The organism is Rhodobacteraceae bacterium IMCC1335 (assembly GCA_039640495.1).
GTDB lineage: Bacteria > Pseudomonadota > Alphaproteobacteria > Rhodobacterales > Rhodobacteraceae > Thalassovivens.
In genome coordinates, this window is record CP046864.1 from 1,385,579 (window position 1) to 1,401,172 (window position 15,594).

General features: G+C 47.9%; 14 protein-coding genes. 9 read left to right on the top strand and 5 right to left on the bottom strand.

What is annotated here, in order from left to right; all coding sequences use genetic code 11:
• Positions 1 to 374: 374 nt before the first annotated feature.
• From GN241_06610 to GN241_06645, 8 genes are all read left to right on the top strand, one after another.
• Positions 375 to 1,487, top strand: coding sequence for an ATP-binding cassette domain-containing protein (locus GN241_06610; protein XAT57066.1), 1,113 nt, complete (start codon positions 375 to 377; stop codon positions 1,485 to 1,487).
• Between the two features lie 15 nt (positions 1,488 to 1,502).
• Positions 1,503 to 2,774 (top strand): extracellular solute-binding protein, encoded by a 1,272-nt coding sequence (locus GN241_06615; GenBank protein XAT59203.1) that lies wholly within the window; start codon positions 1,503 to 1,505, stop codon positions 2,772 to 2,774.
• A gap of 66 nt (positions 2,775 to 2,840) precedes the next feature.
• Positions 2,841 to 3,722, top strand: a complete 882-nt coding sequence (locus tag GN241_06620) for an ABC transporter permease subunit (protein ID XAT57067.1) — start codon at positions 2,841 to 2,843, stop codon at positions 3,720 to 3,722.
• Complete coding sequence (locus GN241_06625; GenBank protein ID XAT57068.1) at positions 3,719 to 4,576, top strand: ABC transporter permease subunit; 858 nt, start codon at positions 3,719 to 3,721, stop codon at positions 4,574 to 4,576. The genes GN241_06620 and GN241_06625 overlap by 4 nt, the downstream gene beginning before the upstream one ends.
• Positions 4,577 to 4,585: 9 nt before the next feature.
• Positions 4,586 to 5,404, top strand: a complete 819-nt coding sequence (locus tag GN241_06630; protein ID XAT57069.1) for a TIM barrel protein — start codon at positions 4,586 to 4,588, stop codon at positions 5,402 to 5,404.
• 9 nt (positions 5,405 to 5,413) lie between these two features.
• A complete protein-coding gene (locus GN241_06635) occupies positions 5,414 to 6,196 on the top strand; it encodes a DeoR family transcriptional regulator (GenBank protein XAT57070.1) in 783 nt (260 codons plus the stop codon).
• A 99-nt stretch (positions 6,197 to 6,295) separates the two neighbouring features.
• Entirely contained in the window at positions 6,296 to 7,096 is an 801-nt protein-coding gene (locus GN241_06640) for a phosphodiesterase (protein XAT57071.1), read from the top strand.
• Positions 7,097 to 8,334: 1,238 nt separating this feature from the next.
• Positions 8,335 to 8,499, top strand: a complete 165-nt coding sequence (locus GN241_06645) for a hypothetical protein (GenBank protein ID XAT57072.1) — start codon at positions 8,335 to 8,337, stop codon at positions 8,497 to 8,499.
• Positions 8,500 to 8,789: 290 nt separating this feature from the next.
• Here the strand turns inward: GN241_06645 and GN241_06650 are convergent, their stop codons facing one another.
• From GN241_06650 to GN241_06670, 5 genes are all read right to left on the bottom strand, one after another.
• Positions 8,790 to 9,536, bottom strand: a complete 747-nt coding sequence (locus GN241_06650) for an ATP-binding cassette domain-containing protein (protein ID XAT57073.1) — start codon at positions 9,534 to 9,536, stop codon at positions 8,790 to 8,792.
• A 10-nt stretch (positions 9,537 to 9,546) separates the two neighbouring features.
• Entirely contained in the window at positions 9,547 to 10,434 is an 888-nt protein-coding gene (locus GN241_06655; protein XAT57074.1) for an ABC transporter permease subunit, read from the bottom strand.
• Entirely contained in the window at positions 10,431 to 11,177 is a 747-nt protein-coding gene (locus GN241_06660; protein XAT57075.1) for an ABC transporter permease subunit, read from the bottom strand. The genes GN241_06655 and GN241_06660 overlap by 4 nt, the downstream gene beginning before the upstream one ends.
• A gap of 64 nt (positions 11,178 to 11,241) precedes the next feature.
• The gene (locus tag GN241_06665; GenBank protein ID XAT57076.1) at positions 11,242 to 12,075 is read right to left on the bottom strand and encodes a transporter substrate-binding domain-containing protein; all 834 of its coding nucleotides are present in this window, start codon (positions 12,073 to 12,075) and stop codon (positions 11,242 to 11,244) included.
• Entirely contained in the window at positions 12,068 to 12,985 is a 918-nt protein-coding gene (locus tag GN241_06670; protein ID XAT57077.1) for an SIS domain-containing protein, read from the bottom strand. The genes GN241_06665 and GN241_06670 overlap by 8 nt, the downstream gene beginning before the upstream one ends.
• A 74-nt stretch (positions 12,986 to 13,059) precedes the next feature.
• Here GN241_06670 and GN241_06675 point away from each other — a divergent pair, with 74 nt between their 5' ends.
• Positions 13,060 to 15,456, top strand: a complete 2,397-nt coding sequence (locus GN241_06675; GenBank protein ID XAT57078.1) for an FAD-dependent oxidoreductase — start codon at positions 13,060 to 13,062, stop codon at positions 15,454 to 15,456.
• Positions 15,457 to 15,594 lie beyond the last annotated feature (138 nt).

Genomic DNA, 15,594 nt, shown 5'->3' on the forward strand with positions numbered 1-15,594 from the left:
ATGGTTCCATCACAAAAAGAGGCAATGGCTCTGCACTGATACGCAACCGTTACATCCGGTAGCTAAGGGTGTTCAGGTGTAGACACCATATGTCCGTATAAGGGAGATTAAAAAACCGATCAGACCACATGAAGCATAGTTTATATTCAATTCTTTCCTTTATTGTGTGATCAGAAAACTTGATGTTCAAGTCAACCTGGCAGTTGACCTGAACATTGGTTCTGCTGCTTTTGTCTGGTGGAGTTTATCAACGAAAAGGCGATGAAGATTATTTTTACATTGGACTATAAGATGCGCCGTTCTGACTCGGAAATTGCGATGCGCAATAACCGGCAGCCTTTGCCGGCTTCTGTTCGTGAGTGGGGGAGATCGATATGAGCGGGGGGGCTGTTAGCTTTAAAAACATCTCAAAAAGCTGGGGTGACACAACGGCTTTAAACAATGTTTCGCTTGATGTTCCGGCAGGTCAATTCACGGCTTTGCTTGGCCCGTCTGGATGCGGAAAATCTACGGCGTTGCGAATTGTTTCTGGATTGGATGATCCAACTTCTGGGCAGGTTTTTATCGATGGTGAAGACGTTACGGATGTAGTGCCTGCGGCCCGCGACATTGCGATGGTATTTCAATCTTATGCGCTGTTTCCACATCTCAGTGTGGCAGAAAACATTATCTTTGGGCTCCGCGTGCGTGGTCTGTCGCGCGGTGATCGTGATGAAAAATTAAAGGCCGCGGCTAAACTGCTGGGTTTGGGACATTTGTTAGACCGCAGGCCAAGCCAATTGTCAGGCGGTCAACAACAGCGCGTCGCTTTGGGGCGCGCGATTGTTGCCGATAAGTCTATTTTCTTAATGGATGAACCATTGTCCAATCTTGATGCAAAATTGCGCGCCGAAATGCGCGAAGAAATTCGTGATTTGCAGCGTCGGCTTGGAGTGACGATGCTATATGTGACGCATGATCAAGTTGAAGCGGTCACCATGGCGGATCAAGTGGTGTTGATGAATCAAGGTCAGGTTGAGCAGGTGGCTTCGCCGCGCGTTATGTATGAAACCCCGGTAACTTTATTTGCGGCAAAGTTTATCGGCACGCCGCCTATGGTGACGTTTTCGCCGAATCTATTGGCGGGCGCGGTTCCCGCAGAATTTTTGCAGAAAAGCCAAAATTTTACCTTTGGCATTCGCCCAGAGGCGCTGGTGCCAGATGAGAATGGCGTGATATCGGGGCAGGTGGCCCGGGTTGAATATTTGGGCGCAGATGCGATGGTTGAATGTAAAGTTGGTGAAGAAAGCTTGCTCTGCCGGGCGCCAGGCCAAACCCGCTTGACCAGCGGGATGGCAATCAAATTGGCTTTTAATATTAACGATTTGCATGTGTTCGAAACGGCCTCTGGCCGGCGTGATGACACGATGCGTTCAGAGATTGAGATGGCTTTGTCATCCCAAAACGCCGGCTCTGTGTCGGCACGTCAAACTCAAACCCAGAGGTAAATCATGTTTCCAAAAATGTTTAAGATAGCCAGTGTTGCATCCCTGACATCACTTGCGGCCGTTGGTTCGGCCTTCGCAGTCGATCTGGAATTTTATTTTCCGGTGGCCGTGGGCGGCGCTGCCGCAACTACGATTGAAAAATTAACCGCAGATTATGTGGCCGCCAATCCTGGGGTCAATATTGAGGCAATTTATGCGGGCAGTTACAGCGATGCGGGCGTAAAGGCTTTAACCGCGGCGCGGGGCGGTAAACCACCACAATTGTCGGTTCTTTTATCAACCCAAATGTTCACCTTGATCGATGAAGATGTCATTGTGCCATTCGACGATTTTGTCTCTGCAGAAGAGCAAGAAAGTTGGATAAATGGTTTTTACCCCTCCTTTATGGAAAATAGTCAAACCGGTGGAAAAACCTATGGTATTCCGTTCCAGCGCTCAACGCCGGTTCTATATTTTAATAAGGAAGCCTTTGCAGAGGCTGGTCTCAATCCAGATGTCGCGCCAGCAAATTGGGATGAAATGGTTGAATTCGGCAAAAAGCTGACCAAAAAAGACGCAAGTGGCAACGTAACGCAATGGGGCGTTCGTATTCCATCAGCGGGCTTTCCCTATTGGTTGTTCCAAGGCCTTTCCACACCGGCAGGCGCAATCCTTGCCAATTCTGACGGCAATAAAACCAATTTCAACGATCCCAAAGTTGTTGAAGCCTTAGAATATTTGGTTGATCTCTCTGCAAAGCATGGTGTGATGCAGCCGGGCTCTATCGAATGGGGCCCAACGCCAAAGGCCTTCTTCGAGGGGGAAACAGCGATGATGTGGACAACCACGGGTAACTTGGTAAATGTGCGTAATAATGCCCCGTTTGATTTCGGTGTAGCAATGCTGCCTGCGAAAGAGCGCCGCGGCGCCCCAACAGGTGGCGGCAACTTCTATCTGTTCAAAGATTCAACGGATGAGCAAAAAGACGCTGCGGTTGATTTTGTTCAGTGGATTACAAGCCCCGAGCAAGCGGCGGTTTGGTCGATCGCAACAGGTTATGTCGCACCCCGCCCGGACGCATGGGAAACCGATGCAATGAAAGCTTATGCTGCTGATTTCCCCCCCGCATTGGTTGCGCGCGATCAGTTGGAATTTGCGGTTGCCGAGCTATCAACCTATGAGAATGGCAAAGTAACCCAAACGTTCAATGATGCGTTGGCCTCCGCAATTGCGGGTGAAAAATCCGCTCAAGAAGCGCTTGATCAAGCGCAGGCGGCAGCCGATAGAATTTTGAAACCCTATCGTTAAGTTTCACATCATTCAGGCCTGCCCAGCTTGCTGGGCAGGTTCACATTTCGAAAGCGCTTGATAAAAATGCGAAACTCTACCCGACATCAATGGATATATGCGTGGTTGCTGCTCAGCCCGGCGATGATCTTTTTGATCACATTTACCCATTATCCTGCGGTGCAAACTGTTATAAGTTCGTTTTTTTCAACGGCGCGAGGACGGCGAAAATCGGTTTTCATGGGGTGGGATAATTACACGACATTAATGGCCGATGAAGTGTTTTGGAAGGTTCTGGTGAACAATTTTTGGTACGCTGTTTGGACCATTCCGCTGTCAATTATCTTATCTTTGGCGATGGCGCTTTGGGTCAATGAAAAGCTGCGCGGGCGCGGATTTTTACGTATGGCCTATTTTACACCAACGGTTCTGCCTTTGATCGCTGTTGCCAATATTTGGTTGTTTTTTTACACGCCCGGCTTTGGCTTGATTGATCAAATCCGTGGCTTGTTTGGCTATCCTGAGCAAAATTGGATGGGCTCGCCCGACACAGCGCTTTATTCAATGATTGCCGTTGCAATCTGGAAAGAGGCTGGGTTTTTCATGATCTTTTACTTGGCGGCTTTACAAACCATTCCACCCTCATTGCGCGAGGCCGCATCGATTGAGGGGGCGGGTAAGTTCTATTATTTCCGGCGCGTCGCCTTCCCGCTTTTGATGCCCACAACCCTGTTCGTTTCGGTGAATGCTGTGATCAATTCCTTTCGCTTGGTGGATCATATTTTTGTGATGACGGAAGGTGGCCCAAATAATGCCTCGAGCCTCTTGCTATTTTATATCTACGAAGTGGCATTCGATTATTGGGACACGGCTTATGCTGCAACATTAACGGTGGTCATGCTCGCCATCTTGACGACGGTTGCAATCGGACAATTCTTTTTTCTAGATAAAAAAGTGCATTATAAATGATCGAAAATTCCTCTCTAGCGCCCCAGTCTGTTTTGAAACGCAAGCCGTTTAATTTTGATCGCGCTTTAAACACATTTGCCGCTTGGTGTTTGGCTCTCTTGTGGCTTTTGCCTCTGCTGTATGCGGTTTGGACGGCGTTCCATCCCAGTGAATATGAAACGCGGTTTAGCCTATTCGCGCCTTTGACGTTGCAAAATTTTGTACAGGCCTGGAATGAGGCGCCGTTTGCGCGGTACTTTTTAAACACTGTTATTCTTGTAACCGGCATTGTGGCAGCGCAGTTTTTCTTATGCACACTTGCCGCCTATGCCTTCGCGCGCTTTACATTTCCGGGCCGAAACGTCCTGTTTACTTTGGTGTTGCTGCAGCTTCTGGTGATGCCCGATATTTTGATTGTTCAGAACTATCAAACGATGCGGTCCTTCGGGTTGATTGATACGATCGCCGCGATTGGTCTGCCTTATATCGCTTCTGGCTTTGGGATCTTTCTGCTGCGCCAAACCTTCATGACGGTTCCCAAGGAATTAGACGAAGCCGCGCGGGTTGAGGGTTGTTCCTTTCTGGGCGTGCTCTGGCGCGTTTACATACCACTCGCAAAACCGACTTATCTAGCATACGGACTTGTTTCGGTCAGCCATCATTGGAATAATTTCGTTTGGCCGCTTATCGTGACCAATTCGGTAGAAACGCGCCCGCTCACCGTTGGTTTGTCGATCTTTGCGGTTACAGATTCGGGCATCCAATGGTCCGTAATTAACGCAGCCACATTGATGACATCCGGCCCGTTGCTTATTGCTTTTCTGCTCTTCCAACGGCAGTTTGTGCAAAGCTTTATTCGCGCAGGTATTAAATAGGGAGAGGTCATGACGCTTTCGAAAATCGGAGCGGCCGTTACATTAGATAATATTGAAACGGTATTTAACTGGCTTTGTGAGCAAGACAGGCCGATTGAGATTCAAGACTTCACGCCACCAAATATATTGTCAGGTGATTTATCGGGTTTAATTTCCCGCTATCAAGAAAAACTGCAAGCTCATAAAGGGCCACGCGGTTTGCATGGGCCGTTTTTTGGCTTGGACCTTGGCAATTTGGAGACGGCTTTTCAAAAATTAATCACAACGCGATTTCTCAGCGCGCTTGAAATTTGCGAGCATTTGAACGCGCAATATATGGTTATTCATAGCCCGTTCGACGATTGGATGAAGTTGAATCAGTGGCAATATCCATTTGTGCAATCCGGCGTTATTGCTGCAATGGGTGATATTTTAAGGGTGCCTCTACAACGCGCCGCTGATATCGGATGTACGTTGGTCTTGGAAAACTGTGATGATACGGATCCGAATATGAGGATGCGCGCTGTACGTGAAATTGATCATCCAAACCTGCAGCTTTCGGTTGATACTGGGCATGCGCATTTATCTCATTGCAATTACAAAGCCCCCTCGGTGGTGGATTTTATTGCGGCTGCAGAAAACCGGCTCGCGCATGTTCATTTACAAGACGTGGATGGGTATGCTGATCGTCATTGGCTTCCCGGCGAAGGTGCAATTTCTTGGCAGCCCGTTATGGATGCCTTGCATAAGAGTGAATCTGCACCGAAATTAATCATTGAGGTTCGTAAAAACATAGGGCGTGTACCCAAAACCGCCGCTTTCCTTGAGCGTTTGATTGAAACCATGTAGGGAGCATTCATGTCAGCGAAAAAAAAGAAACGGCACAAGTTAATTGAGGACATCGTTCTTGAACGTGGAGCGCTGTCTGTCGGCGCTTTAGCCGAAATTTTGGATGTTTCGACGCAAACGATCCGCCGCGATGTGGATAAATTATGCGAAGGGGGATTGCTGAAACGGCGGCATGGTCGCGTTGAGCTATCGCCGCGGCAGTCAAACACCCCATTTGATCAAAGACTTTCGACCAATCTGGCGGAAAAGCGTAATATTGGTGAGGCGGCAGCAGAGCTGATCCCGGATGGGGCCACTGTTTTTATTTCGATCGGATCGACGCCGCTGAGCGTTGCACGCGCGTTACGCCGCCGCAAAGGATTGACGGTTATTACCAATAATTTAAGCGCGGCGTTGGCGTTGAGCGACGAAATGACCAATCGGATTATTTTACCCGGGGGCGAATTGCGATTGCCGGATCGCGATATTTTAGGGGAAGATGTTTTGGCGTTTTTTAGCCGCTACCGCGCCGAATTTTGTATATTTGGCGTGGCAGGTATTGCTGAGGATGGATCGCTGCTTGAGTTTCATGCCGCAGAGGTGCGCGCACGTGAGCAGATTATGGCAAACTCGCAACGGTCGATCCTTGTGATTGATCACTCGAAATTTGGCCGCTTGGCACCGGCAGCAGGTGAAAATATTGCCGATGTTGATACGGTTATCCTTGATCGTTTGCCAAATGGAAATTATGCGACTTTGCTTGAAAGCTTGCAGGATAACCTGATCCTAACAGATGCTGGTAATCCTGTTTGATAGCGGGTTATTTCTACCCTAGCCTGAAAATTAACAGGCTCTGTTAAGGTGTTTAAGATGCGCAGATGAGTGATGATGCGAGGCCTATGAGGTGCTAAAATGACCCAATTCTTACAAATCTCTGATACGCATATTGTGAAACCAGGTAGCCTTGTCTCCGGGCGCTTGGAAACTTCGGGCCCTTTAAAGAGATTGGCTTTACGCATTGCAGAGCTGCAATTTGAAGTTGGACCGCTCGATGGCATCGTTGTAACGGGCGATGTCAGCGATGATGGCACGGCAGAAAGCTATGCGCTTTTCAAATCAATTCTGAAGCCTTTGGATCTGCCAATTTTTTGTATTCCTGGAAATCATGATGCCCGCGCACCTTTTCGCGCAGCATTTGACGGAGCAGGTTATTTGCCAAAGGCCGGTAAGTTGAACTGGCAACATAGGCTTGGCGCTTTGCAAGTTATTGGTCTAGATACCTTGATCGAAGGGCAGGGGGGCGGAGAATTAGATCAAGACTCTTTGCAGTTTTTGAAGACATGTTTGGCAGATTTGAAACAGGCCCCCGCGGTTGTGATGATGCATCACCCACCTTTTAAATCTGGAATGGCGTTTATGGATTCCATCGGCTTGCAGAACGGCACTGAGCAGCTGAGCGAGATCCTAGCTGAATATCAGGGTGAAATTTTGGTATTATGCGGACATATTCATAGAAATATATCAACCCGCTTGGCGGGCCACACTGTTATATCGGCGCCTTCGGTTTGCAGCAGTTTTCTATTTAACACCTATCACGATGCCCCGATCGGATTTTTAAAACAAGAGGGCGGCGCATTGCTGCATCAATGGGCCGAGGGGTTCAAGTCAATCCGCATTGATCCAGTGCGTGGAGATGGTCCATTCGGGTTTTAAAAAAGGGGCGCTTTGGGCCCATATTGGCCATAGTATGATAAAGGGTGGCGCGTCTGTCGCGCGCTGAATTCCATCAGGCGTCTTGGAGAGCAAAGCCTATCACTGAACGGTGATGTTTGGGACTAAATAGGTCTAACCGACCTATGAGAGCCTAGGACATTTCAAGCTGAGGTGGATGCGAACAAGAAGCGGGAGTTCAGCGTCGCAACACGCAGTCACAACAGCCAAACCATGATGCCGATGACCATTGATCTCAGGCACCCCATAATCCAATAAACCTTTGATAAGACGGCACTTCCCCCCCCCCTTTCGTTTGCAGTTTTTTGAAGACTGAGTGGTGGGGAATGTTCGAAACGAAACAGTATCGTGCATCAGTAACCCGCCTCAAGATCTCACTTTAAAAGGCGCAGTAGAAACTTTTGCGGCGATCTCGCTGAATAGTGCATTGAATTGGGAGTTTTCGATAGAAAGCTTTGCATCATTGCTCTGAAACCACTTGATAACTTTGGTCTCTCAGACTCAATGCCTTTGCCAATAAATTCAAAGGACTGCGTGGTGGTGGACGCAGTTTTTAGAGAACCGGTCACTGGTGGGAATTCCCTATTAACAGGGAATTTAACTGGGAAAAGTTGAAATTTTGGTCTGTTTAGGACGGTTTTCAAAAATTTCACTCCGATTTACTTTACTAAAAGAACGAGTTAGGGCCATTTCCCTGTTATTTAAATAACAGGGAAAAAGAAGTTTGATCAGGGAAAGAAATCATAAAAACGGGCAAGCGAGGTAACCGAATAGGGAAGCTCATATCTGTCAAAATTTATGGTGATGCAGACAATATATTAATCTGCTTGGAAGGCTAATTTCCCTCAATTGGCAGTCATTTGCGAAAGAGGCAGCGATCGGCTGTTTAGAGCCCATTTTGTAATTTCGTTTTGTGCACCATGTATGCTTGCAGTGAAAAATTACCGTGCCTGCTGACGCTTTTTTAAAGGGTGAATACTTCTTTCATGTCCAAGGCGCGATCTAAATTTAGAATGCGTGTATAAAGAGCGTTGCTTTTTGCGATGCTCCAACGGCGGGCGGTTAAGCTATTATATTTTTCTTTTAATGCAGCCTCAGAATAAGGAACTCGCCAATCCCCAATCTTGGTTTTTACACTCGCGCATGTCTGACGTCAGATTTATTCGGAGAGCTGAGGCTGTATCGTAACGGAGGCTCTGGTTCGGTTTCTGTTTGAGTTTATGCGGCAGCGGCTTGGCGCTGCAAAATTTTTTGATTTTGAAATTATTATTCCCTGCCATTACAAAACGTTCCCTCTTCTAGAGCAATCTGCGGATAATTTGATTAAGGCGGTTCCAAATGCGCGGGTGATTGAGCCCGAGCTATTGGTTCCTACCCATATTTAAAGTCCTCGCAGCGCGGGGGTTCTTCGATCCGGCGACCTCGACATTATTGAGGGGCGGATTATCACACGTGACAAGCTCGGTCTGTCGTTCGGGTACTTATACGAAGAAGTAATATCAATAATGGCGTCGGCCCGCCACCCGCTGAGCAATGGGGGGATTCGCATATTACCTCTAGAAATTTAATTTTATCAGTTACGATTAGATCGGTTTTTTATTTATGATGTAGTAAGCAGAACTAACTTTAAGATTGTAGAGCTTGAACTGTTGCAGATTTATTTTACAGGAAATTTTTAGAGAATTTGCCCAAGGAATTCCTGCGTCCTTGGATCCTGAGCGTTGTCAAAAAAAGTTTCGGGAGAACCGTGCTCTACAATTACGCCACGATCAGTGAAATAAATATGATCGGCAACCTCACGCGCAAATCCCATTTCGTGGGTTACAAGGATACATGTCATACCGTCTTCTGCCAGTTCGCGAATGGTGACTAAAACTTCTTTTACTGTTTCGGGGTCAAGCGCGGCTGTCACTTCATCAAATAGCATCACATCCGGGTTCATCGCCAGAGACCTAGCAATGGCAACGCGTTGCTGTTGTCCACCCGATAACTCGCCTGGATAATTGTCTTCTTTGCCTTCCAACCTCACCTTCTTTATTAGCTGGCGTGCGCGAGCTTCCACATCAGCCTTTTTTTCTTTGAGCACCTTAAGCGGGGCCATCATAACGTTTTCCAGCGCTGTTTTATGAGGGAAAAGATTGTATTGCTGAAAAACCATCCCTACCTTCTTTCGTAATTCTAGCTTGTCCTGATTAGAGCTATGTACCTCTTTTCCTTGAACAAAAATTGATCCACCCTGGATGTCATTAAGCCCATTAATGCAGCGGATCAGTGTGGATTTACCAGAACCAGACGGGCCTATAATGCAAATCACCTCACCTTTCATAACGTCAATCGAGACACCCTTCAGAACCTCAAGTGCGCCAAAGCTCTTACGCACGTCTTTTAGAGAAACTATCGGTTTTTCAGCGGTCCAAGTCATAATATCAATCTCACAATTTTACTGCGTATTTACGCTCTAGCCGCATGGTCAGCCGTGCAATCGGATAACAATATACAAAGAATAGCAATAATGCGAAGCCATAGAAGGGCACAAGAAGTTCTGGGTGGTTGTCTTCTGCTTCCATTGCCTGTCGGCTAAGTGTGATAATCTCTTCAATCCCCAGCAAGCTGCATAAGGGCGTTGCCATGGTCAAAATCGCATACCAGTTCATCCAGGGTGGTAGCATGCGTTTGAAACACTGCGGAAGAATAATCTGCCATAGGATTTGCCTTCGACTGAAGGCTAAGCTTTCTGCTGCCTCCCACTGCGCTGTCGGAACAGATTGAACTGCGCCGCGCACCACCTCAGAGATATTGGCCATTACGGGCAGGCTTAGGCCGAAGACCCCTTTCATCCAGTCGGGCACACGGATAGTTTGACCGAAAATTGTAAATTCAAACGGTAGCGCCAGCAGCACAATAAATAAGATCACCAGCCATGGAGAATTGCGAAAAAGCTGCGTTATAAACCAAGAAAACGCGCGCAACGGACCAAAAGTTGAAATCTGCCCTAGCCCCAATGCCGTCCCCGCACAGGTTCCTATTACCAGCGTCCAGAATGATATCAAAACATTGAACAAAAATCCCGAGACGAGCAGAAATGGCATCCATCGCCACAGCGCCCCAAAAGCGTCATCAATAGAGAAACCCGATTGAGCAGAGACGATAGAGGGATAGACACCGATTACCGCTAGTATGAGCAGAGGCGTCCATAAGGGTAGAGTTGCGAGCCAGCGCGTGAATATATAGCCGTCTGGGCTATGGGCTCTGATATCAAACGGTTTTAGGACCGCCATACCGCCTTTTACCGGCGTATCTATTCCAGATATTTGCTTCATAGGCCGTATCCTGGAATCTTTATGGATCGCTCCCATCGAGACATACCAAATACCAGTATGGCAACCAATCCCACATATGCCACAAACACTAACAACATCGTCGGATATTGAGCGGATGGATAATCGTTCCAGATAGTAACAGAGTGATAGAGGAGCTCTGGCACAGCAATTGCAAAGGCTTGGGTCGTGGTTTTGACCAAGTTGACTAAATTGTTGTTAAGCGCTGGCAGACTAACGCGGAAGGCAAGCGGTAACAAAACGTAACTGTAGATTTGAAGACGAGAGAAGCCCAAGGATTCGGCTGCTTCGACAGTACTTTCGGGCACTGCCTCAATCCCAGCCCGAAAGATCTCTACATTAAAGGCTCCTGCAAACATCGACAGTGAAACAATTGCCCAGCCAACATTTGAAATAATCGGCTCTACTGTCCATCCATCCACTCCTACAACAACAGGGGTGAACTGGCCCAGAGCAAAATAAAAGAACAAAAGTTGGACCATGGGCGGAGTATTGCGAAAAAATTGGATGTATCCTTGAACAATTGCTCGCACAAGGCGCGATGGCGCCCCCTGCATCCATGCTCCTACAACTCCAATAAAAATAGAGAAAATTAGGCACATGACGCTCAGCTTGATCGTCATCCATAGACCAGACAATATTTTTCCCTGCTGGCGATCCTCATACATCCATATGAAGTTCCAACGTGGTGCTGTATCCGCTAGTTGCCGAAAGTATTCTTCCATGAAATTCAATTCCGAAGCGCCCCCCCACAACAAAAGCGGAGGAGCGTCAGGTTGCTTGAGTGAATTATTTAATCCAATCGCTGTTACGCTCGTTCTGCATCTGCAGGAAAGCCGTGGGTTTGATGCCCCACTTCTTTTCCAATGCTATCAGCGTGCCTTCGCGATGCCAGTTATATTGCATGCCGGACATAAAATTACCAAAAACACAGCTGGCTTCAGCAAGCGGCACGCCAAGACCCCAAGGGTTGTCATCTTCTGACGCCAATGGCATTTCAAACTCGTCCCAGTTGCCAGAGCTCAGGTCAGAGCCGATAGAGCTGTCGTCGTAAACCCATGCGACGCATTTCCGATCTCTTAGAGCTTGCTTTGCTTCAGCATTACCAGTGAATGCCATGATTTCAACGCCATAACGCTCTTCCGTAATCTGATTATAAAAAGCACCCTGCTTGCCGCAAACCTTTTTGCCGCGTAGGTCTTCCCAAGAGGTAAATCCAAGCGCCTTAGGAGACATAATATTCGTACCAGAGGTGTAGTAGTTTGGCCCCGGAATACCAACGATCTTGCGGCGATCTGCACGGTCCGACATGGTCGCAATCATCATGTCGATTTTGCCCTGTTCTAGGAACTGCATGCGATTAGATGATTGTACGGGAACCAATTCGGCCTCAACGCCCATTTTGGCGGCGACATCCATGGCCATATCAATCTCCATGCCAACAAGATTTCCGCTATCATCACGAAAACCCCAAGGTTTGTAATCCGCTTTAACACCAATTACGATTTTGCCGCTCGACATTACCTTGTTCCAAACATCGTTGGTGCACTGAGCACTGACAGTTCCCACGGACATAGCGGCCAGCGCTAGGCCACTGATAGCGGTCTTGAAAAATTTATTCATAGTTTGATTCTCCTTTGTTGGTGGCAAGAGCTTCTTGCCAATACTCTTTTAAGATGTGATTTTGCCGTTCTACCGCAGCAATGTGTTTTTGCGCCTCAGTGCCCCGCTCGCGTATAACCATATCTACTAGCGCCTCCAACACAACCATAAGCGCTACATGCGAGGGGAAGAATTGCGGACTTCTGGTGTCCACAAAAAAACTATAATCGGCCAAAGTAACCAGAGGTGATAAGGCATTGTCAGTGATTGCCACTACCGGGACTTTTGCATTTACGACATGTTTTGCAATTGTAAGAGATCGCGCTGAATAAGGATTTACCGCTGTTACTAAGCACGCATCTTTCGACCCTAGATCAGCCAGCTCCGAAGATAAACCGTCCCCAGCACGGCCAAGCACTTTCCAGCCAGTCAGCGACATATTTGCTATGTAAGAGGCATAGTCCATTAAACCGCGAGAGCTCATCTCGCCTATCAAAACGACACGCCTTGCATCAGCCAGAAGTCGAGCCGCACCTGTTAACTTATTCGAATCTGTCTGTTCTACAAAATGCTGCAAGTTACGTATCGCGGTCGTGGCATGACCACTAATAAGAGATGGTTCTTCTGCATTTTCATTTACTTTGGAGATGAGCGATTTTGCCCGGTCAGCAAGGATGGTTTTATTGCGCAATACGTCCTTACGGCACAGGTCGCGCAACTGATCGTAATTTCGCAACCCCACCGCACGTGCCAACCGAGTAAAAGTTGGTGCCGGTAATTGTGAAAGTTCCGCAACGTGTCGCTGTGAGCGGGTGGCAACGTCTCCTGAGTTTTCAAGAATAAAACGGGCAGCACGTCGTAGCTGCGGGCTCAGTGCCTGCAATCGTTTGGCTGAAAGATCCATTAAACTTAAAGGGAATGTTTGATCCAATTTTTTGTTGCGTTCCTTACATCCGGAGACATTATTGAAATATAAATTTCAAGATTCGTCAAGGAATCAGTCAGATGACAGATAGCAACTTCCCATCCCATGCATCGGTCGTTGTCATTGGCGGCGGCATCATGGGGTGCTCTACTCTCTATCACCTTGGGAAAATGGGAGTTTCAGATGCAATTTTGTTGGAGCGAAATAAGCTAACCAGCGGCACAACGTGGCACTCAGCGGCGCAAGTTCGGGCTCTACGGAGTTCACATAATCTGACCAGAATGATCCAATATTCAGTACAACTTTATTCCCAACTTGAGGAAGAAGCTGGGCAGAATGTGGGTTGGATTCAAAAAGGTTCTCTGTCGATTGCGACTAATCCCAACCGCTTGATTCATATAAAGCGTCAGGAAGCAATGGCGCATGTCTACGGCGTTAACGCAAGATCTATATCGCCTCAAGAAGCAAAAGAGCGCTGGCCACTAATGAATGCAAAAGATGTGCTGGGTGCGGTCTGGTCACCAGATGACGGACGGGTTTCACCGTCAGATGTCTGCGCGGCGCTCGTCAAAGCGGCTAAGCCGTTAGGCGCGAAGATCTTCGAAGACACTGGCGTCACGGGAATTCTTACTGAAAACGGCCGCGTCAAAGGCGTCGAAACCACAAACGGCACTGTGATGTGCGACGCTATCGCACTGTGTACTGGCCTTTGGTCTCGCGAAGCGGGCGCATTGGCAGGAGCAGAAGTGCCAGTGTTAGCCTGTGAGCACTTCTACCTCTTGACCAAGCCAATCGACGGCTTCTTCGGCAACACACCGACTCTATCTGACCATGACAACCGCCTCTATATTCGCGACGATTCTGGCGGAATTTTAGTGGGATGTTTTGAGCCAATGGGAAAATCCATAGCACCCGGAGTGCTGGATGCGAATTTTGAATTTGGCCTACTGCCTGAAGACTGGGACCATTTTGAACCGATGATGATGAATGCATTGCAACGTTTGCCAGCTTTGGAGACTGCCGAAGTCAAAATGTTGCTGAATGGGCCGGAAAGCTTCACGCCCGATGGCAACTTTATGCTTGGCGAAACCGTTGAAACCAAAGGGCTATTCCTTGGTTGCGGCATGAATTCGGTCGGAATCGCATCGGGTGGTGGTGCGGGTATGAACTTAGCCCATTGCATCTTGCATGGGCATACCGCTTATGATCTTTCAGAAGCAGATGCTAAAAGATTGGCGCCAGTCTTCAACAACATCGAACATTTGATGAGGCGGGTGCCCGAAATCCTTGGAACACATTACGATATCGCATTCCCAGGTAAACAGCTCTCGACTGCCCGAAATCTCCGCGCCCTACCGCTGGAAAGCGAATACAAGGGGGCAGGAGCGCATATGGGACAATTTTATGGTTGGGAACGGCCTTTGTACTTTGGCAAAACCGAAGAACCGCGAATGACATTTCACCGCCCTGATTGGTTTGAAAATGTTCGTACTGAAGTTATGGCCGCACATGAGAGAGCTGCAATTTTTGATTGTTCATCTTTCGGAAAGATTGAGGTGCGCGGACCAGAAGCCGAAGCGTTTCTTTTACACACTTGTTCTGGGTTTCTCAGTCGTGCACCTGGGTCTGTGATTTACACTGCAGTTCTCAATGAACGCGGTACTTTTGAGAGCGACATCACTGCTCAGCGAATTGCACATGACCATTATCGGTTGTTTGTTGGCACCGACGCCATCAAACGTGATCTTGCGTGGTTTCAAAAACATTCCGAGGGATTTTCAGTTAGCATGACTGATAGTACCGAAGACTATGCCGTCTTAGGACTCATGGGACCTGAAGCAGCCAGAATTGTCTCTGAGTGTGGAGCGCCGGAACTTCACCAACTTGCCTACTTTAAGGTAGGTGCTGCACATATAGCAGGAAAACATGTGCGTGCTGCGCGAATGTCTTATGTTGGCGAACCAGGGTGGGAAATCACAATGAAAGCCGAAAACGCAGCTACGATCTATATGGCTCTTGTAAATGCAGGTGCAAGGCCGGCTGGTTTATATGCTCAGACTTCTATGCGGATCGAAAAAGGGTTTTGCGCTATGGGCCATGAACTGGACAGTGATGTTTCGCCTGTCGATACCGGGCTTGATTTTGCGACTCGTGAGGAAGGCGGCTTTATCGGAGCAGAAGCGCTTGCAGTGCGTCGAAAAATTAAAGGGAGATCGTCTTTGATTTCTCTCAAGTTTCACGATGAAAAAGCTGTACCCTTAGGCCATGAACCAATCTATTACGATGGCGATATCATTGGTCAAACCAGTTCTTGCGCCTTCGGGTATCGCATCGGCAAACCCGTCGCTTTGGGCAAGGTCCACAACAGACCGTCTTCTGGAACCGCCGTAAAAGTAGATATCGCACGGCAACTGTTTGACGCGACATTGTTCACCTGCGCACTCTTCGATGCTAAAGCCCAGCGAATGAAAAGTTAATATGGCGCAACCCTAAAAGATCCGTTTGCTGCCAAAACACTCTTAACGTTAGTCATTTGATGATAGAGCGCCGCCTCTCACGGTGGTAACAGGCTTCAATCACATACGAATATTACGAAACAATCAGCGCAGGGATAG